The organism is Cupriavidus sp. BIS7, from assembly GCF_000292345.1.
GTDB lineage: Bacteria > Pseudomonadota > Gammaproteobacteria > Burkholderiales > Burkholderiaceae > Cupriavidus.
Genome location: NZ_ALOU01000066.1, coordinates 1 through 16,229, shown reverse-complemented (window position 1 = coordinate 16,229; position 16,229 = coordinate 1). Strand labels below are relative to the sequence as shown.

Here is a 16,229-nt window from a genome sequence, read left to right as displayed (position 1 = left end):
CGGCGGCGCGCCCTGCTCGCCGATTTCCCGTTCGATCCGTCCCGTCGCTTCCGAGTTACGCCGCTTTTCCGCCACGCCATGCTCCCAAATAGAAACGGCCCCATCCGGGGCCGTGTGTGCTGTCAGACGCCGTACTTCTGACGGTAGGCTGCTACCGCCTCGCGAGAGTTCCCGAGCGAGGGGTCCTGCGACGCATCGAGGTAGGCCAGCAGGTCCTTGAGCGTGGCGATCGCGATGACCGGGATGCCGTACTCGCGCTGCACGTCCTGAACCGCGGAATGCGTGCCGATGTTGTCGGCCGTGCCGCTCTTTTCCATGCGGTCCAGCGCGATCAGCACGGCGGCCGGTTCGGCGCCCGCGGCGCGGATCAGCTGCATCGATTCACGCACCGAGGTGCCGGCGGAGATCACGTCGTCGATGATCACGACCTTGCCCTGGAGCTTTGCCCCCACCAACGTGCCGCCTTCGCCATGGTCCTTGGCTTCCTTGCGGTTGTAGGCGAAGCCGACGTCACGTCCCATGCCGGCCAGCGCCACCGCAGTGGCCGAAGCCAGCGTGATGCCCTTGTAGGCCGGCCCGAACAGCACGTCGAACTCCACGCCCGAGCCAAGCAGGGTCTTCGCGTAGAATTGCGCCACCTGGCCAAGCATTGCGCCCTGGTTGAACAAGCCGGCGTTGAAGAAGTACGGTGACTTGCGGCCAGCCTTGGTCACGAACTCGCCGAAGGACAATACGCCCGCGTCCAGTGCAAAGCGGATAAAGGACTGGCTGAGGTCGTCCGTCGTCGTCTGCTGCGTCATCTTTTCTCTCTGAATTCAAATTTTCCCGAGATGTTACGGATTATCAGCGCCAACCTCAACGGCATCCGCTCAGCCTCCAAGAAGGGCTTCTTCGAGTGGATGGGTACACAGGAAGCGGACATGGTCTGCGTCCAGGAACTCAAGGCCCAGGAAGCCGACATGACAGAGGCGTTCCTGGCGCCACATGGGTATCACGGCTACTTCCACTATGCCGAGAAAAAGGGCTACAGCGGTGTGGGGCTCTACACACGCCACAAGCCCGACCGCGTGATCACCGGGTTCGGAAACCCGGAATTCGATGCCGAAGGCCGCTATGTCGAGGTGCAGTATCCGCATCTCGCGGTCATTTCGGTCTATGTCCCCTCCGGCTCAAGCTCGGAGGAGCGGCAGCAGGCCAAGTTCCGCTTCATGGAGGCGTTCCTGCCCCATCTGCTGCAACTGAAGGCCAGCGGCCGAGAGATCGTTCTGTGCGGTGACGTGAACATCGCCCACAAGGAAATCGACATCAAGAACTGGAAGGGCAACCTGAAGAACTCCGGTTTCCTGCCCGAGGAACGCGCGTGGATTGGCGAACTGTTCGACAACCACGGCTATGTCGACGTGTTCCGCCAGCTTGACCCGCGCCCCGAGCAGTACACGTGGTGGAGCAACCGTGGCCAGGCCTACGCAAAGAACGTGGGGTGGCGTATCGATTACCACTTGACTACGGCGAAGATTGCCGCCACGGCCAAGGCCTGCTCGATCTACAAGGACGAGAAGTTCAGCGACCACGCGCCGCTTTCGATCGACTACGACTATCCGTTGTGATGTGGAGCCCCGGCGCCATGCCGGGGACCGCCCTCAAGCCGCGCGGATCTCGTCCAGCAAGTCCGGGTGACGATCCAGCAATCTGAGTAGCTGGACAAGCGACAGCGGTGGCTTCGTGCGGCCGGTCTCATAGCGAGAAAATGCGTTCACTCCGCCGCCGAAGATCTGGCCGGCTTCCTTCTGGTCCAGGTGAAGCTTCTTGCGGACGGAAACGATGAAATTGGGATCGACGAGGGCGGCATTGACCTGCTTGTTGAAGGCCAGGGCGATCTCGTCGAGACGCTCGTCCTCTTCCCGCGAAAGCACTCCTTCGCCGCAAACGGGACACCATTGGCCCTCCACGTCTTCAAAGACGGTACTTTCGCCGCGATAGGTATAAGGCAGGTCACGGCGCCCCTTGACCAGGTCGGCGCCGCCACATTCTGGACATTTCATCTCATTTACTCCCTTCGGACACCTTCTACCGGACCTTGAACGACACAACGAGCAATTCGCTCTCCACCGTCAGCTTTACGTAGAGGCTGCCAATGGGTGTGCGAGGGTGATAGACATCCTGCCAGACACGATGATCCGCATAGGTGGTCATGCTCTTGTAGAAGTCCGCTGGGCACAGCCTCTCGACTATTTCCACGGCTTCTACCCGGGACATCGACATTGCGCGGTAGCCCTGTGAAGCGCCAGCCGTAAACACGATGCGCCTTTCTGCAATCAGCGTCCTTACCCGGTCCAGCTTGTAATGCGCCGTCGATTTCTCCATGCGAGATTAACCTACTTGGTTATTTTCTGCCAGTCCCGAACTGTGCCGAACTGCAATAGGTCTCTTTTGGCGTAAACCCTGCGTCCGGCCCCCAACCTCGCTACAATGCAGGTTCTCCACCCTCTGGGACAGGAGACTTTTCGCATTTTTCAGAGTGAGTCCGCCATGGTTTTCAAAGTGTTCGTCGATGGTCAGGAAGGAACCACCGGTCTCCGGCTGCTTGACTATCTCTCGGGTCGCACCGATGTGGAGCTGCTGCGCATTGCCGATGACAAGCGCAAGGACCCGCAGGAGCGAGCACGATTCCTGAACGCGTCGGACGTCTCTTTCCTGTGCCTGCCGGACGTGGCTTCGCGAGAAGCCGTGTCGCTGGTGACCAACCCCGATACCTGCGTGATCGACGCCAGCACGGCGTTCCGCACCGCAGACAACTGGGCCTATGGCCTGCCGGAACTGACCCGCGGCCAGCGCGAGAAGGTGCGCGCCAGCAAGCGCATCGCCGTGCCGGGCTGCCACGCCAGCGCCTTTGTGCTGGCCGTGCGCCCGCTGGTGGAAGCCGGTCTGATGCCGGCCGACTATCCGCTCTCGGCGTTCTCGCTGACCGGCTACAGCGGTGGCGGCAAGTCGATGATCGCCGAGTTCGAGGCCGGAGGTAATCCGAAGCTGATGAGCCCGCGCCCGTATGGACTGGGTCTGGCGCACAAGCACCTGCCGGAAATGCGTGTGCAGGCCGGCCTGTCGCAGGCGCCGATCTTCAACCCGATCGTTGGCAACTTCCTCAAGGGCCTGGCCGTGACGGTGCCGGTGTACCCGGCGCTGCTGTCGCGCAAGGCCGATGCGGAAGCCATCCTCGACATCTATCGCAAGCACTACGAAGGCGAGCAGTTTGTGCGCGTGCACCCGTACAACAGCGACGCCAACCTGGACAACGGCTTCTTCGACGTGCAAGCCAACAACGACACCAACCGCGTGGACCTGTTCGTGTTCGGCAACGAAGACCGCCTGAACCTGGTGGCGCGCCTGGATAACCTCGGCAAGGGTGCGGCCGGTGCGGCCGTGCAATGCATGAACGTCCATATCGGTGCGGACGAAGCCACGGGGCTGGCTGCCTGACGTCCCGTTTGCCACAAAAAAACCGGCTCGCATCGAGCCGGTTTTTTTTCGCCTCGCGGGTGCCATCCGCGCCGCGCCCCCCCTACTTCTTCAAAGGATGCTGGCGATCCTCGTCGCCCGAATCGACCGGCGCATCTTTCAGGTCGGCCATATTGGCCTTGTACGGCGGCAGCTTGTCCATCGACATGGACATGGACTTCGCGTAGAGCGGCAGCACTTCGTTCATGTGCGCCTGGAGCACGGCAATCCGGTTGCGGCCGGACGGATGGGTCGACGTGAACTCGTCGCCGGCCTTGAGCACCGTGCCCATCTTCTGCCAGAGCGTAATGGCCGCGCGCGGGTCATAGCCGGCGCGCGCCGCAATGTCCATGCCGATCAGGTCGGCCTCGGTCTCTTCCTGCCGCGAGAAGCGCAGCGACAGCATCTTGGCGTTGGAGCCGATATCCATGTTTCCAAGATTGCCGAAGCCGGTCAGTTGCGACACAACGTTGGCGCCAAGATTGGAGATCTCGGCTTGCGCGGCGCGCTGGCGCGCGTGCTCTTCCAGCGCGTGAGAGATCTCATGGCCCATGACCATCGCCACTTCGTCGTCAGTCAGCTTGAGTTCTTCGAGCAGGCCCGAGTAGACCGCCATCTTGCCGCCCGGCATGCAGAAGGCGTTGATCTGTTTGGAGCGGATCAGGTTGATTTCCCAGGCCCAGCGCCCCGCTCGCGGGTTCCAGAGCACGGTCTGTGGCAGCAGCCGGATGCCGATCTCGCGCAGGCGTTTCACCTGGGGATCGTCTTCATCCACCAGCGTGTGCTTGGCGATCGCCTCCTGCTTGACCTGTTCATATTCGCGGGCGGCCTGCTGGTCGATGACATCCATCGGCACGATCTCGCGCACCTTGGAATAGCGCCGCTCGACCTGCACGCCGTCGTCGGGGGCGGCAACCACGGACAGTTCCTGCGCCCGGACCGGCGGGGCGCAAACTGCACCAAGCACGGCGGACAACGCGAACGCAGCGGCCACGGCCTGCTGGTACAACCGGCACGATGTCTCGGACTCGATCGGGTTCACGGCAGGGCTCGCTGAGTAGGAAGTCGTGACTTGTTCGGGGGCGCCCGAATGGTGATGCAATAATACACAGCCAGCCGTGCGCCGTCCTCGACATCATGAATTTTCAAGACTATCTCGACATCTTCCGCAACCGCCGCATCGGCGCCATGCTGACGCTGGGATTTGCCTCCGGGCTGCCCCTGGCACTGACCTCGGGCACCCTTCAGGCATGGATGACGGTCGAGGGGCTCGACATCAAGACCATCGGTTTCTTTTCGCTGGTCGGCCAGGCCTATATCTTCAAGTTTCTCTGGGCGCCGCTGATGGATCGCTTCACGCCGCCGCTGCTGGGCCGGCGGCGTGGCTGGCTGCTGGTCACACAGCTGGGGCTGGTGCTGGGCATTGCGGCAATGGCGTTCTGCCCGCCCCACCAGGCCTTGTGGGCGCTGGCGGCCCTGGCCACGCTGGTGGCCTTCCTGTCGGCGTCCCAGGATATCGTCTTCGATGCCTACAGCACGGACGTGCTGCGCCCGGCCGAACGCGGTGTTGGCGCGGCGGTCAAGGTGCTCGGCTACCGGCTGGCGATGCTGGTGTCCGGTGGGCTCGCGCTCTATCTGGCCGACCGTGTGCTGGGCTGGCCACAGATGTACCTGCTGATGGCGGCGCTGATGAGCGTGGGGATGGTCACGCTGCTCTGGGCGCCCGAACCCGATGTCCCGGCGCGTGCGCCGCACTCGCTCGAAGACGCGGTTCTGGGCCCGCTGCGTGACTTCTTTGGCCGCCAGGGTGCCTGGTGGCTGCTGCTGCTGATCGTCCTTTACAAGCTCGGGGACGCCTTCGCCGGCAGCCTGTCGACCACGTTCCTGATCCGCGGCCTTGGCTTCGACCCGGGCGAGGTCGGCATCGTCAACAAGACGCTGGGGCTGGCCGCGACGATCATCGGTGCGCTGTTCGGCGGATCGCTGATGGTGCGCCTGGGCCTGTACCGCTCGCTGATGCTGTTCGGCATCCTGCAGGGGGTGTCGAACCTCGGCTACTGGATCCTGTCTGTCACGCCGCCGCACCTGTGGTCGATGGGCGCGACGATCGCCATCGAGAACATCTGCGGCGGCATGGGCACCGCCGCGTTCGTGGCGCTGCTGATGACGCTCTGCAACCGCTCGTTCTCCGCCACGCAGTACGCGCTGCTGTCGGCGCTGGCGTCGATCGGGCGCGTCTACGTGGGTCCCACCTCCGGCTACATGGTCGAAGCCTGGGGCTGGGCGCCGTTCTACCTTGGCACCGTGCTGGCAGCCGTGCCGGGCGTGGCGCTGCTCTGGGCGATGCGCAACACGGTGCACCGCTACGAAGCCCAGGCGCGTGAGCCGGCGGACCCGGCAGTGCCGCGCCCGGCCTGACACTCAGCCGCAGGCGCACCCCGCCAATCACTCCTTGTAGTAGACGATCTGGTGCGAGGTGGCGAGCAGCTCGCCGCTGGCGCTCCAGATCTCCGCGCTCTGGTCGAAAAACCCCTGGCGGAACACCCGCGCCTGCGCGCTGCCAAGTACATGACCATGACCCAGCGCCGCAAGCGTGGCCGCATCGGCATGGAAATACGTGGTCAACGACACCGTACCGGCCGGCACGAAGCCCGCACGCTTGAGGAAGATGCGCGGGTAGAACGCGTCGCACCAGGCGGCCATGGCCGCGTAGTCGGGCGTGCGCGCGGGTTCGTCGCGAATCCAGAACTGGGTCAGGCTGTCAGGGTTCTCGGTGCCGGGGGACGAGGATGGCTTGGCGCCCCGCACGGCACGCATGTCATAGCTGCCCAGCCACTTGACCGGCGCAAAGCCGTTCATCCTCGGCAACGATTCGGGGGCGGATGCCACGGGCATCACGGCCTCTCCGCAATTCCAGGTCTCCCGCCGCACTGCAAACACGGCGCTGCCGGTGGTGGTGATTTCACCGTTCTGGAGCAGTTCGAGGTGCCAGTGCTGGGTCGACCGGTTGGTGCGCGACGGGCGCGCGACGATTTCGAACGCGCCTTCGGCGATCGGTCCCGCAAAATTGACGGTCAGCGCGCTGGGATCGCCAAGGCGCTCGGGGTGGATCAGCGCGGCCTGCAGCATGGCCGCCGCCGTGGCACCGCCGAACGGCCCGATCATGTTCCAGTAGGCCTGGCTGGTGTGTCCGCGAAACCGGTGTTCGCCAGCCGGTTCGAGTTGCAGGGCTTGATCGAGTGGATGCAGGGGCGCTTGCGTCATGGCAGGAAAAAGTACGATCGTTCGCTAACTCACGTACGTTATGCCTGCCACACGCTTGCGTCAAGCTATCGACTCGCCATGTCGATACCCATCAGGCCGCGCAAACGCGGTACACCGCCAGGCTGCCGCGCCAGTTGACGCCCCAGTTCACCGTCACGCCCTCGTGCATCACCACGCGGTCGAGCACGCGCAGGCCCACCTTGGGCGCCAGCGCCTCGAAGTCGCTGATGGTCAGCACGCGCACGTTCGGGGTGTTGTACCACTGGTACGGCAGCGACTCGGACACCGGCATGCGGCCACGAAATACCGACAGGCGGTGCGGCCAGTAGCCGAAGTTCGGGAACGAGACGATGCACTCGCGGCCGACGCGCAGCGTGTCGCGCAGCACCTGGGCCGTGTTGTGGATGGTCTGCAGCGTCTGCGACAGGATCACCGTGTCGAAGCTCTTGTCCTCGAACAAAGCCAACCCGCCTTCCAGGTTCTGCTGGATGACATGCACGCCCTTCTGGGCGCAGGCCAGCACTTCTTCGTCGCGGATCTCGATGCCGTAGGCCTGCACGTCGAGTTCATCCTGCAGCACGCGCAGCAGACTGCCGTCGCCGCAGCCGGCGTCCAGCACCGTGGAATTCGGTTCGATCCAGCGCGCGATGGCGCGGAAGTCCGGGCGCAGCGCGAGGATGTTGGGATTGGAGGCCGCGTTCATGCGCCGATCTCCTCTGCAATGCGGTCGTAGTAGGCGCGCATCAGGTTGTGATAGCGCGGATCGTCGAGCAGGAAGGCGTCGTGGCCGTGCGGGGCGTCGATCTCCGCGTACGATACCGGCCGCTTGTTGTCGAGCAGCGCCTTGACGATCTCGCGGCTGCGGTTCGGTGCGAAGCGCCAGTCCGTGGAAAAGCTCACCACCAGGAAGCCCGCTTGCGTCTGCGCCATCGCGCGCGTGAGGTCGCCGCCATGGGTCAGCGCCGGGTCGAAGTAATCGAGCGCGCGCGTGATCAGCAGGTAGGTGTTCGCATCGAAATACTCGGCAAACTTGTCGCCCTGGTAGCGCAGGTAGCTTTCCACCTGGAACTCGACGTCGAACGAGAAGCGGATGTCCTCGGTCTTCAGCGAACGGCCGAATTTCTCCGCCATGTCCTCGTCGGACAGGTAGGTGATATGACCGATCATGCGTGCCACGCGCAGGCCGCGCTTTGGCTTGACGTTGTGCGCGTAGTAGTTGCCGCCGTGGAAGTCCGGGTCGGACAGGATCGAACTGCGCGCAACCTCGTTGAACGCGATGTTCTGCGCCGACAGCTTCGGCGTGGACGCCACCACGATGCAATGGCGCAGCCGCTCCGGATACATCAGGCTCCAGGCCAGCGCCTGCATGCCGCCGAGGCTGCCGCCCATGACCGCGGCGAACTGCTGGATGCCGAAGATATCGGCCACGCGCGCCTGCGCGTTGACCCAGTCCTCGACCGTCACCACCGGGAACAGCGCGCCATAGGGCTCGCCCGTGGCCGGGTTGATGCTCATCGGCCCGGTCGAGCCGAAACACGACCCGAGGTTGTTCACGCCGATCACAAAGAAGCGGTTGGTATCGAGCGGCTTGCCCGGGCCAACCATGTTGTCCCACCAGCCGATATCGCGCGGATTATCCGCGGCGATTCCGGCCACGTGGTGCGAGGCATTGAGCGCGTGGCAGACCAGCACGGCGTTGGTACGCGCCGCATTCAGCGTGCCGTACGTTTCGACCATCAGGTCATAGCCGGCGATCTGGCTGCCGTTGCGGAGCTGCAGCGGCTCTGCGAAATGCATGCGTTGGGGCGTGACGACGCCGACGGAATCGGTCGGCACATCAAGTACGCCAGCGGGAGGAGCGACATCGGTCATGAGCGGGGCCCGCGAGTGAGGCAGGCATAAAAAAACCCGACTGGCAGTGCGTGTGTTGCTTCGCAGCCAAGTCGGGCTTTCGCGGTGTCCCGCGCGCCGGTGCCGTACGTGGATTAACTTTCCCGCGAGGCACCGACCCAACCTCTTTAGCCGCATTTATATTGGCAACCGGAAGCCTTCCTTCCCGTTGCCGCGCGCCCGCAAGCCAGTCATCAAATCGGCGCGACCCGCACATTATAGTGCAATCCGGATTTCGTGCCCGGCTCCGCTTCGATCACCCCAGAAGCACGCGCAACTGGGCGTCGATGTTCTCGCCCGGCGCCTTGCGGAAGCCGCTCTTCACATAGCGGTGCCAGTGCCCCTGCACGGCAGCCGTGATCAGCGCCACGCGCACGGGGATATCGGCATCGGGCGGAAACGCCGCCTGGGTGGCGGCCACCTTCAGGCACTGGCGCAGCGACGCCTCGATGCGGTCGATCATCTGGTTGATGCGTTCCTGCAGGCGCTCGTGCTCGCCCACAAGAGCCTCGCCCGTCAGCACGCGCGTCATGCCCGGGTTCTTTTCGGCGAACGACAGCAGCATGCGCACGATGGCCTGGGCCTGGCGCAGGCCATGCTCTTCCTGCGTGGTGATCTGGTTGATCAGGCCGAAAACGGTCTGCTCGATAAAGCCGATCAGGCCTTCGAACATCTGCGCCTTGCTGGCGAAATGGCGGTACAGCGCGGCCTCGGAAACCGAGAGCTTCGCGGCCAGCGCCGCCGTGGTGATCTTTTCCCCGCGCGGATGCTCGAGCATGCCGGCCAGCGTCTGCAGGATCTGGATACGGCGCTCGCCCGGGCGCGGGCGCTTGCGCGCCGGAGCCTCCAGCGAGTGGCCGGCGGGCGTGTGCGCCTCTGTCTGGCTTGCAATGATTTCCGTCATGACCCGATTCCCCGTATTCGTCGTAGGAGTTGATGCATTGATTGTACTTTTATGTCCACATAACCGGGCCGCTTCGTCATGCGTGCCCGCACGCGCGGCGCGTGATCCGGCTGTGACTGTGGCGCGGTTGCCGCACCGGCGGGGTCCTGGCTCTCGGCCGCCACCAGCGTAACCGAACGCTCCTGCGCGGTATGCGCCACGTTCTGGCGATCTTCGGCCGCCAGCGTCGAGCGCGTGGCGGCATCGCGCACCGCACCGGGCACGCTGCTATCCTGAGCCGGCGCCACATGCGGCCGCGAAGGCGCGATCGTGCGCAGATAGCCGGTCACCCAGGCCGTGCGGATACCTGTGGCCGCATAGTGCTTGAGGTGCGACAGCGTGTCTTCCACCAGAACCGCGCGGTGCGGGGACACGTCGATCTGCGCCAGCAGCCGCCGCAGCATGCGGCGATCCGGCTTGGGACGCAAATGGCCGTGCACCCACATGTCCTCGATGGCCACGACCCGTTCGAAGCAGCGTTCGATGCCGGCGATCGCCAATACGCTCCGCGCATAGTCGCGCGGCGCATTGGTAACCAGGATCTTGCGTCCGGGCAGCCGGCGCAGCGCGGCCACCAGGCCACGCCGCACGCGCACCATGTCGGCCAGTTCGGGGAAGTCGTGCGCGGCGCGCAGGAAATCCGCGGGGTCCACCTGATGGTGCCGGATCATGCCAAGCAGCGTGGCGCCGTAGCGCTGCCAGTAGTCGACGCGCACACGGCTGGCCGTGGCGTCGTCGCTGCCCAGCACGCGCGCCACGTACGCGGTCATCAGGCGGTTGATGGCCGGAAAGATCGCGTGCGACGCGTCATGCAGCGTGTTGTCGAGGTCGAACAGCCAGACGACGTCGCCCGACGTATCGCCAACCGCGCCACGGGCCAGACGTCGGCGTGGCCGGTGGTTCGACGATACGCGAGCGCGTACTACGCCGCTACGCTGGGTGGGCTGTCTGATAAACACGCGGGTATATGGAATGAAGGGAGAAACGGGAACCCGCGCATCGCACGGATTCCCGCATGATGCGCTCAGTGCGAGCGGATCATCGTGCCGAAGGCCTGCTCGGTCAGGATTTCGAGCAGCAGCGAGTGTTCGATGCGGCCGTCGATGATGTGCACCGAATGCACGCCGCTCTTTGCGGCATCGAGCGCCGACGAGATCTTCGGCAGCATGCCGCCGGAGATCGTGCCGTCGGCGAACAGTTCCTCGATCTCGCGCGCGGACAGGTCGGTCAGCAGATTGCCCTTCTTGTCCATCACGCCCGGGATGTTCGTCATCATGACGAGCTTCTCGGCCTTGAGGATCTCGGCCATCTTGCCGGCCACCACGTCGGCATTGATGTTGTAGGCCTGGCCGTCGTCGGAGAAGCCGATCGGCGAAATCACGGGGATGAATGCGTCATCCTGCAGCGCCTTGACCACGGCCGGGTTGATCGCCTCGATATCGCCCACGTAGCCGATATCGATGAACGTGCCCGGCTTTTCGCGATCGGGCATCTGCAGGCGCTTGGCGCGGATCAGGCCGCCGTCCTTGCCGGTCAGGCCCACGGCCTGGCCGCCATACTGGTTGATCAGCATGACGATGTCCTGCTGGACCTCACCGCCGAGCACCCATTCGACCACTTCCATGGTCTCTTCGTCGGTCACGCGCATGCCCTGGATGAACGTGCCGACCTTGCCGACCTTCTTCAGTGCCTCGTCGATCTGCGGACCACCGCCGTGCACGACCACCGGATTCATGCCCACGAGCTTCAGCAGGATCACGTCACGCGCGAAACCGTGCTTGAGCTTTTCTTCCGTCATCGCGTTGCCGCCGTACTTGACCACAATGGTCTTGCCGTGGAACTTGCGGATATAGGGCAGCGCCTCGGCAAGGATTTCGGCCTTGAGGGCGGGAGCGATGGCCGCAACCGAAGTGGTGGCAGGCCCAGGATTGTCGTTCATGGCTTTGGACATTCCGTGTGATGTAGAGCAGGTATCATGACAACCGTCCGCCGGACAGGCAGGACGGGCGATGCCGGCGTTGCGGCAATAACCGTCTGGGAGGCAGATCACTGCGGGGGTCCCCCGAGTGCGTCATCCGGCCACGGCAGCCGCCGATTTTACAAGAAACCTGCGACCGCATTGCAATCCGCGAGAGGGGCATTCGATGACCGATCCGTCGACGATCCTGACGGGCCAGTTGCGCCCGGTCGAGCATTGCAGCCAGTGCGGCGCCGCCTTTGTCTGCGGCTACGTGGCCGGGCTGCCCGAATGCTGGTGCGCCAGCCTGCCGTTGCTGCCTTCGCGCAAGATCGTCGCGGGCCAGCATTGCCTGTGCCCCGCCTGCCTGAAACAGCGGCAGGACGAGCCCTCCGCTTAATCCTACTGCTTCCCGCTGTATTTTTTATTCAACGAATGCGCAAAGCTGCCGCATTACGTTTAACATTCGCCGCATGAATAGCCTACGCGGAATCGACCTCAATCTGCTAGTGGTGCTGGAAGCACTGCTGGCCGAACGCCATATATCGCGCGCCGCGCTGCGCCTGCAACTGAGCCAGCCGGCCGTAAGCCACTCGCTGGCGCGGCTGCGCCAGTTGCTCGACGACCCGCTGCTCGTGCGTGGCCAGGGCGGCCTGGTGCTGACGCCGCGCGCTCACGAACTGACCGGCCCGCTGGCCGAGGCGCTGGCGCAGGTTCGCATCCTGCTGGGGCCGGGCGGATTTCAGCCCGCCACTGCGCGACGCACGTTCAGGCTGGCAATGTCTGATTACGGCGCGCTGGTGGTGCTGCCGCGCCTGCTACGCACCGTGCGCAAGGCCGCACCCAATATCGACCTGGTGGTCACGCAGGCCAGCCGCGAGACGATGACGGCACAAGTGGCGGACGGCGAGATCGACTTCGCGCTGGGTGCGTTTGCGTTCGAGCCCGAAGGCGTGCGCACGGCGGTGCTGTTCGACGACGATTTCGCCTGCGCGGTGGATGCAGCCACCGTACGTGACACGGGCCGGCTGGACCACGTGGCCTACCTGGCGCGTTCGCACGTGCTGGTCACCGCCGCTGTCGAACGCGGTGAAGCGATCGACGCCGCCGTGGCGCGGCTTGGCGGGCGGCGCAAGATTGCTTGCGCGGTGCCGAACTGGAGCGTGGCGCCGGGGCTGATCCTGGGGACCAACATGGTATTGACCGCCGCACGGCGCACGCTGGAAGCGCTGGCCGACGACCGGCTGGCAATCTTCGAGGCGCCGTTCGCGATCCCGGGCTTCAGCTACAGCATGATCTGGGCCGAAAAGGCAGAGGCCGATCCGGGCCATACCTGGCTGCGCGAGCGGATACTGCAGGCCGCCGCCCCGGAGGCTGACAGCACGGAGGCGATCAGCCTGCGCGGCTGACCGTCCCCGGCTCGGTCCCTGTCCGGCCCCTGTCCGGTCCGGATTTAGTGCTTGTGATCGCCGTGACCGCCGCCTTGCGCGGGCGCGGCCACATCGCGGACCTGGGCGTTGACCTGCTGCTCGGTAACCTTGCCGTTCTGCTCGATCTTCAGCGTGATGGGCACCGTGTCGCCAGCCTTGAGCTGCTGCTTCAGGCCCATCAGCATCACGTGGTAGCCACCGGGCTTCAGTTGCACGTCCTGCATCTTCGGCAGATCCAGCGAGGGAATCTGGCGCATGCGCATGACGTTGTTCTCCATCTTCATCTCATGCAGTTCGGCGGCAGCCACCGGCGACGATACGCCGACCAGCTTGGCATCCTGCTGCGCGTGGAGCGTCATGAACGCGCCCGACGCCGTCTGCGCCGGCACGGTGCCGCGCACCCAGGCGTCGCTGACTTCGACTTGCGCCATGGCGTGCGCGCTGGCCAGCAGGCCGCCCAGGACCAGGGTTGCGATCGATGCGGCGCGGGCCGCGCGAAACTTGGCTTTCATAAACATCTCCACGATTTCTGCAAGAAGAAGGCGGTGTTGAGGGCGGTCATTAGATCACGCGGTGCCCCGCTTGTCTTGCCGCGACCCAAACATCGAAGTCTGGCAGCGCCGCCCACGGTTCAGAATGCGGCACTGTGTCGCACGGCGCAAGCGGCCATCCGCGGCATTGCTACACTCGCGCCATGCATTCTCAGATCGCCATGACCGCCACATCGCCCCCCGCCGCTCCTGCCATCGGTTCGGCGCCCCAGCGCCACAGCCTGGTGAGCCTGCGGCGCCTGTGCTGGCTGCGCTGGGCCCTGCTGGCCGGCCAGGCCATGCTGCTGGTGTCGTGCGAATCGCTGGCCGGGATCATCCTGCCCTACAAGCCGCTTCTGTTCCTGTTCGTCGTGCAGACGGTGTTCAATGTGTTCACGGTGGCGCGCCTGCACTGGCACACCCGGCACAACACGATGCCGTCAGACGGCGAGCTGATGGTGCAGATGATGGTGGACCTGACGGCACTGTCGGCCATCCTGTTCTATACGGGCGGCGCGACCAACCCGTTTGTCTCGTTCTACCTGCCGGGGCTTGCAATCGCCGCGGCCATCCTGCCGTGGCGGCTTGTCGTGGCACTTGCCGCCTACGCGCTGGCCTGCTATTCGATGCTGCTGCTCGAATACATTCCGCTGGACCTGCACAACCCCGACAATGCCGTGAACTATCACCTGGCCGGGATGTGGCTGAACTTCGTTGCCAGCGCGGTCATGATCGCGTTTTTTGTTGCGCGGCTGTCCAATGTCCTGCGCCAGCGCGATGCGCAGCTGAATCAGGCACGCGAACTGCTGCTGCGCGAGGCGCGCGTCGAGGCGCTTAACGACCAGGCGGCCGCCGTCGCGCACGAAATCGGCACGCCGCTGGCCACGCTGGCCGTGATCGCCGGCGAACTGCGCGCGGACTCCGAGGATGCGAGGCGCAGCACCACGCCCGTGGCCGACTACCAGCCTGACCTGCGCACGATGGAGCAGCAACTCGAGCTTTGCCGCTCGATCCTGGCACGCCTGCGCGCCGACAACGAAACACTGGCGCCGCAGCGGATCGATGCCTGGCTCGCGCCGTTCGTCGAACGCTGGCAACTACGCCATCCGCAGGCGAGCCTGCAGGCCGCCGCCGCGCCGGAGGCTGGCAAGCAGGCCGTGGATACCGCGCGTGTGAGCCAGATCCTGACGATCGTGCTGGACAATGCCGCGCGCAGCCAGCAGGCTGCCGGCCACGACCACCGCCAGGGGCCGCCGCTGCGGCTGGCCATCGTGCGCGAGGGCGAAGCGCTGGTCTATCGCGTCACCGATCACGGCCACGGCATTCCGGCCACGCTGCGCACGCGGCTTGGCGAAGCCCCCGTGGCCAGCGCGCATGGCGGCCAGGGCATCGGCCTGTATCTGGCGCAGAGCGCGGCACGCCAGCTTGGCGGCCAGATTGCATGGCATGACAATCCCGCAGGCGGCACCGTGGTCGAACTGCGCCTGCCGCTCACGGCCGCGCCGGAACCGACCATCGCCGCACAAACAGACTTTCAACCGTGATGACCGACGTCACTGCACCCAACGACGCTACGCCCTTCCTCGTCATCGATGACGACGAGGTCTTCTCCGGCACCCTGGCCCGCGCGCTGACGCGCCGCGGCTACGCGGTGCAGGTTGCCCACAATGGCGCCGAAGCGCTGGCACTGGCTGCCAGGACATCGTTCGCCTACGTCACGCTCGACCTGCATCTGGGGCCGCCCCCGGAATCGGGCGGCACCGCGCCGGCCGAATCGGGACTGCATCTGGTGGCGCCGCTGCGCGCGGCCTTGCCCGACGCACGCATCCTGGTGCTGACCGGCTACGCGAGCATCGCCACGGCCGTGGCGGCCGTCAAACAAGGGGCGGACGAATACCTGGCCAAGCCGGCCAACGTCGATTCGATCCTGACGGCGCTGATGGCGGGGATTTCAGAAGATGCGGCCGAGGCCGCGCTTGAAGAGCCGGTACCGCTGTCGGTGGCACGGCTCGAATGGGAACATATCCAGCGCGTGCTCACCGAGCACGGCGGCAATATCTCTGCCACGGCCCGTGCGCTGAACATGCATCGGCGCACGTTGCAGCGCAAGCTGGGCAAGCGGCCCGTTTCACGCTGAGTGCAACGGACTACATGCGAAGCTGCACGTAATCCCAGTCGAGATCGTCCGCCGAATCAGACGCGGAAGCATCGGCCAGGCGCACGGCATCGCTCGCATGGCGGTCGGCCAGCGTGACCATGGCGCCGGACGCCATCGCCACGGCGGCTGCCGCGGCCCGGCCCTCGTGCATGGCTTGCCGCTCTGGCTGATCGGCATGCGCGGAGGCAGTCACCGGCAATGTGGCCGCGACCGCGGTTGGAACCACCGCCGGCCGGATGCAAAGGAACACGGTAGCAGCAGTAATACCGGCCACAACGCCGGCAGTGGCCATCGCCACGCGGCGCTTGCGCACCTGGTTGCGATGGAAGAAGGGCGTTCGCGAAATGATTTGCGACATGGGCAGACTCCCAGGGACCATCAAGGTGCGCAAGGGTCGCATTTGCCGGGGGCGCCGCGCCAGTGTGCTTACCAATGCTTACCAACCTTACCGATGTGAACGAAGGCGATACGTCGAACGGGTATCGGGGCGATGCGGACCTATGTAGTTGCTCCCCTCTCCCATGCAATGGGAGAGGGGTTGGGGGAGAGGGCATTGCGGTTC

General features: G+C 65.0%; 19 protein-coding genes. 7 read left to right on the top strand and 12 right to left on the bottom strand.

Annotated elements, in window-relative coordinates; genetic code table 11:
• Positions 1-122: 122 nt before the first annotated feature.
• Positions 123-800, bottom strand: a complete 678-nt coding sequence (gene pyrE, locus B552_RS0121320) for an orotate phosphoribosyltransferase (protein WP_019451086.1) — start codon at positions 798-800, stop codon at positions 123-125.
• Between the two features lie 30 nt (positions 801-830).
• Between pyrE and B552_RS0121315 the strand changes: the two genes are divergently transcribed.
• Complete coding sequence (locus B552_RS0121315; protein ID WP_019451085.1) at positions 831-1,607, top strand: exodeoxyribonuclease III; 777 nt, start codon at positions 831-833, stop codon at positions 1,605-1,607.
• A 33-nt stretch (positions 1,608-1,640) separates the two neighbouring features.
• On the opposite strand, the gene B552_RS0121310 is transcribed toward B552_RS0121315, so the two are convergent.
• A complete protein-coding gene (locus B552_RS0121310; RefSeq protein WP_019451084.1) occupies positions 1,641-2,042 on the bottom strand; it encodes a type II TA system antitoxin MqsA family protein in 402 nt (133 codons plus the stop codon).
• A gap of 25 nt (positions 2,043-2,067) precedes the next feature.
• Positions 2,068-2,364, bottom strand: coding sequence for a type II toxin-antitoxin system MqsR family toxin (locus B552_RS0121305; protein WP_019451083.1), 297 nt, complete (start codon positions 2,362-2,364; stop codon positions 2,068-2,070).
• A 165-nt stretch (positions 2,365-2,529) separates the two neighbouring features.
• Between B552_RS0121305 and argC the strand changes: the two genes are divergently transcribed.
• Positions 2,530-3,477 (top strand): N-acetyl-gamma-glutamyl-phosphate reductase, encoded by a 948-nt coding sequence (gene argC / locus B552_RS0121300; RefSeq protein WP_019451082.1) that lies wholly within the window; start codon positions 2,530-2,532, stop codon positions 3,475-3,477.
• Positions 3,478-3,559: 82 nt separating this feature from the next.
• Here argC and B552_RS0121295 read toward each other — a convergent pair whose 3' ends face one another.
• Positions 3,560-4,537 (bottom strand): M48 family metallopeptidase, encoded by a 978-nt coding sequence (locus B552_RS0121295; protein ID WP_035880153.1) that lies wholly within the window; start codon positions 4,535-4,537, stop codon positions 3,560-3,562.
• A gap of 95 nt (positions 4,538-4,632) precedes the next feature.
• Here B552_RS0121295 and B552_RS0121290 point away from each other — a divergent pair, with 95 nt between their 5' ends.
• Positions 4,633-5,913 (top strand): muropeptide transporter, encoded by a 1,281-nt coding sequence (locus tag B552_RS0121290; protein WP_019451080.1) that lies wholly within the window; start codon positions 4,633-4,635, stop codon positions 5,911-5,913.
• A gap of 27 nt (positions 5,914-5,940) precedes the next feature.
• Here the strand turns inward: B552_RS0121290 and B552_RS0121285 are convergent, their stop codons facing one another.
• From B552_RS0121285 to argB, 6 genes are all read right to left on the bottom strand, one after another.
• Positions 5,941-6,759 carry a thioesterase family protein gene (locus tag B552_RS0121285; RefSeq protein ID WP_019451079.1) on the bottom strand — a complete coding sequence of 273 codons (819 nt, stop codon included), beginning with the start codon at positions 6,757-6,759 and terminating at the stop codon, positions 5,941-5,943.
• Positions 6,760-6,850: 91 nt separating this feature from the next.
• On the bottom strand, positions 6,851-7,462 hold the full coding sequence (metW, locus tag B552_RS0121280; protein WP_019451078.1) for a methionine biosynthesis protein MetW: 612 nt from the start codon (positions 7,460-7,462) through the stop codon (positions 6,851-6,853).
• Positions 7,459-8,631, bottom strand: coding sequence for a homoserine O-acetyltransferase (locus B552_RS0121275; protein ID WP_026035901.1), 1,173 nt, complete (start codon positions 8,629-8,631; stop codon positions 7,459-7,461). Before B552_RS0121275 ends, metW begins: the two co-directional genes overlap by 4 nt.
• Positions 8,632-8,905: 274 nt before the next feature.
• Positions 8,906-9,553, bottom strand: coding sequence for a nucleoid occlusion factor SlmA (gene slmA, locus B552_RS0121270; protein ID WP_019451076.1), 648 nt, complete (start codon positions 9,551-9,553; stop codon positions 8,906-8,908).
• A complete protein-coding gene (locus B552_RS0121265) occupies positions 9,550-10,551 on the bottom strand; it encodes a pyrimidine 5'-nucleotidase (protein WP_019451075.1) in 1,002 nt (333 codons plus the stop codon). Before B552_RS0121265 ends, slmA begins: the two co-directional genes overlap by 4 nt.
• Before the next feature lie 65 nt (positions 10,552-10,616).
• Positions 10,617-11,531 (bottom strand): acetylglutamate kinase, encoded by a 915-nt coding sequence (gene argB / locus B552_RS0121260; protein ID WP_019451074.1) that lies wholly within the window; start codon positions 11,529-11,531, stop codon positions 10,617-10,619.
• Positions 11,532-11,736: 205 nt separating this feature from the next.
• Here argB and B552_RS0121255 point away from each other — a divergent pair, with 205 nt between their 5' ends.
• Both B552_RS0121255 and B552_RS0121250 read left to right on the top strand, forming a co-directional pair.
• Entirely contained in the window at positions 11,737-11,949 is a 213-nt protein-coding gene (locus B552_RS0121255) for a cysteine-rich CWC family protein (RefSeq protein ID WP_019451073.1), read from the top strand.
• 73 nt (positions 11,950-12,022) lie between these two features.
• Positions 12,023-12,958, top strand: coding sequence for a LysR family transcriptional regulator (locus B552_RS0121250; protein ID WP_019451072.1), 936 nt, complete (start codon positions 12,023-12,025; stop codon positions 12,956-12,958).
• Positions 12,959-13,002: 44 nt separating this feature from the next.
• On the opposite strand, the gene B552_RS0121245 is transcribed toward B552_RS0121250, so the two are convergent.
• Positions 13,003-13,491, bottom strand: a complete 489-nt coding sequence (locus B552_RS0121245) for a copper chaperone PCu(A)C (RefSeq protein ID WP_019451071.1) — start codon at positions 13,489-13,491, stop codon at positions 13,003-13,005.
• Between the two features lie 200 nt (positions 13,492-13,691).
• On the opposite strand from B552_RS0121245, the gene B552_RS0121240 reads away from it, so the two are divergent.
• Positions 13,692-15,053, top strand: coding sequence for an ATP-binding protein (locus tag B552_RS0121240; RefSeq protein ID WP_051003605.1), 1,362 nt, complete (start codon positions 13,692-13,694; stop codon positions 15,051-15,053).
• Positions 15,053-15,646, top strand: coding sequence for a response regulator transcription factor (locus tag B552_RS0121235; RefSeq protein WP_019451069.1), 594 nt, complete (start codon positions 15,053-15,055; stop codon positions 15,644-15,646). Before B552_RS0121240 ends, B552_RS0121235 begins: the two co-directional genes overlap by 1 nt.
• A gap of 10 nt (positions 15,647-15,656) precedes the next feature.
• Here the strand turns inward: B552_RS0121235 and B552_RS0121230 are convergent, their stop codons facing one another.
• Entirely contained in the window at positions 15,657-16,025 is a 369-nt protein-coding gene (locus tag B552_RS0121230; protein ID WP_019451068.1) for a hypothetical protein, read from the bottom strand.
• Positions 16,026-16,229 lie beyond the last annotated feature (204 nt).

What these genes read in the sequence shown, in the direction of transcription:
- B552_RS0121305 (WP_019451083.1), bottom strand. Translation starts at nt 2,364, where the DNA reads ATGGAGAAATCGACGGCGCATTACAAGCTGGACCGGGTAAGGACGCTG.
- metW (WP_019451078.1), bottom strand. Translation starts at nt 7,462, where the DNA reads ATGAACGCGGCCTCCAATCCCAACATCCTCGCGCTGCGCCCGGACTTC.
- slmA (WP_019451076.1), bottom strand. Translation starts at nt 9,553, where the DNA reads ATGACGGAAATCATTGCAAGCCAGACAGAGGCGCACACGCCCGCCGGC.
- argC (WP_019451082.1), top strand. Translation starts at nt 2,530, where the DNA reads ATGGTTTTCAAAGTGTTCGTCGATGGTCAGGAAGGAACCACCGGTCTC.
- B552_RS0121275 (WP_026035901.1), bottom strand. Translation starts at nt 8,631, where the DNA reads ATGACCGATGTCGCTCCTCCCGCTGGCGTACTTGATGTGCCGACCGAT.
- B552_RS0121240 (WP_051003605.1), top strand. Translation starts at nt 13,692, where the DNA reads ATGACCGCCACATCGCCCCCCGCCGCTCCTGCCATCGGTTCGGCGCCC.
- pyrE (WP_019451086.1), bottom strand. Translation starts at nt 800, where the DNA reads ATGACGCAGCAGACGACGACGGACGACCTCAGCCAGTCCTTTATCCGC.
- B552_RS0121235 (WP_019451069.1), top strand. Translation starts at nt 15,053, where the DNA reads ATGACCGACGTCACTGCACCCAACGACGCTACGCCCTTCCTCGTCATC.
- B552_RS0121310 (WP_019451084.1), bottom strand. Translation starts at nt 2,042, where the DNA reads ATGAAATGTCCAGAATGTGGCGGCGCCGACCTGGTCAAGGGGCGCCGT.
- B552_RS0121290 (WP_019451080.1), top strand. Translation starts at nt 4,633, where the DNA reads ATGAATTTTCAAGACTATCTCGACATCTTCCGCAACCGCCGCATCGGC.
- B552_RS0121285 (WP_019451079.1), bottom strand. Translation starts at nt 6,759, where the DNA reads ATGACGCAAGCGCCCCTGCATCCACTCGATCAAGCCCTGCAACTCGAA.
- B552_RS0121250 (WP_019451072.1), top strand. Translation starts at nt 12,023, where the DNA reads ATGAATAGCCTACGCGGAATCGACCTCAATCTGCTAGTGGTGCTGGAA.
- B552_RS0121230 (WP_019451068.1), bottom strand. Translation starts at nt 16,025, where the DNA reads ATGTCGCAAATCATTTCGCGAACGCCCTTCTTCCATCGCAACCAGGTG.
- argB (WP_019451074.1), bottom strand. Translation starts at nt 11,531, where the DNA reads ATGAACGACAATCCTGGGCCTGCCACCACTTCGGTTGCGGCCATCGCT.
- B552_RS0121255 (WP_019451073.1), top strand. Translation starts at nt 11,737, where the DNA reads ATGACCGATCCGTCGACGATCCTGACGGGCCAGTTGCGCCCGGTCGAG.
- B552_RS0121245 (WP_019451071.1), bottom strand. Translation starts at nt 13,491, where the DNA reads ATGAAAGCCAAGTTTCGCGCGGCCCGCGCCGCATCGATCGCAACCCTG.
- B552_RS0121315 (WP_019451085.1), top strand. Translation starts at nt 831, where the DNA reads ATGTTACGGATTATCAGCGCCAACCTCAACGGCATCCGCTCAGCCTCC.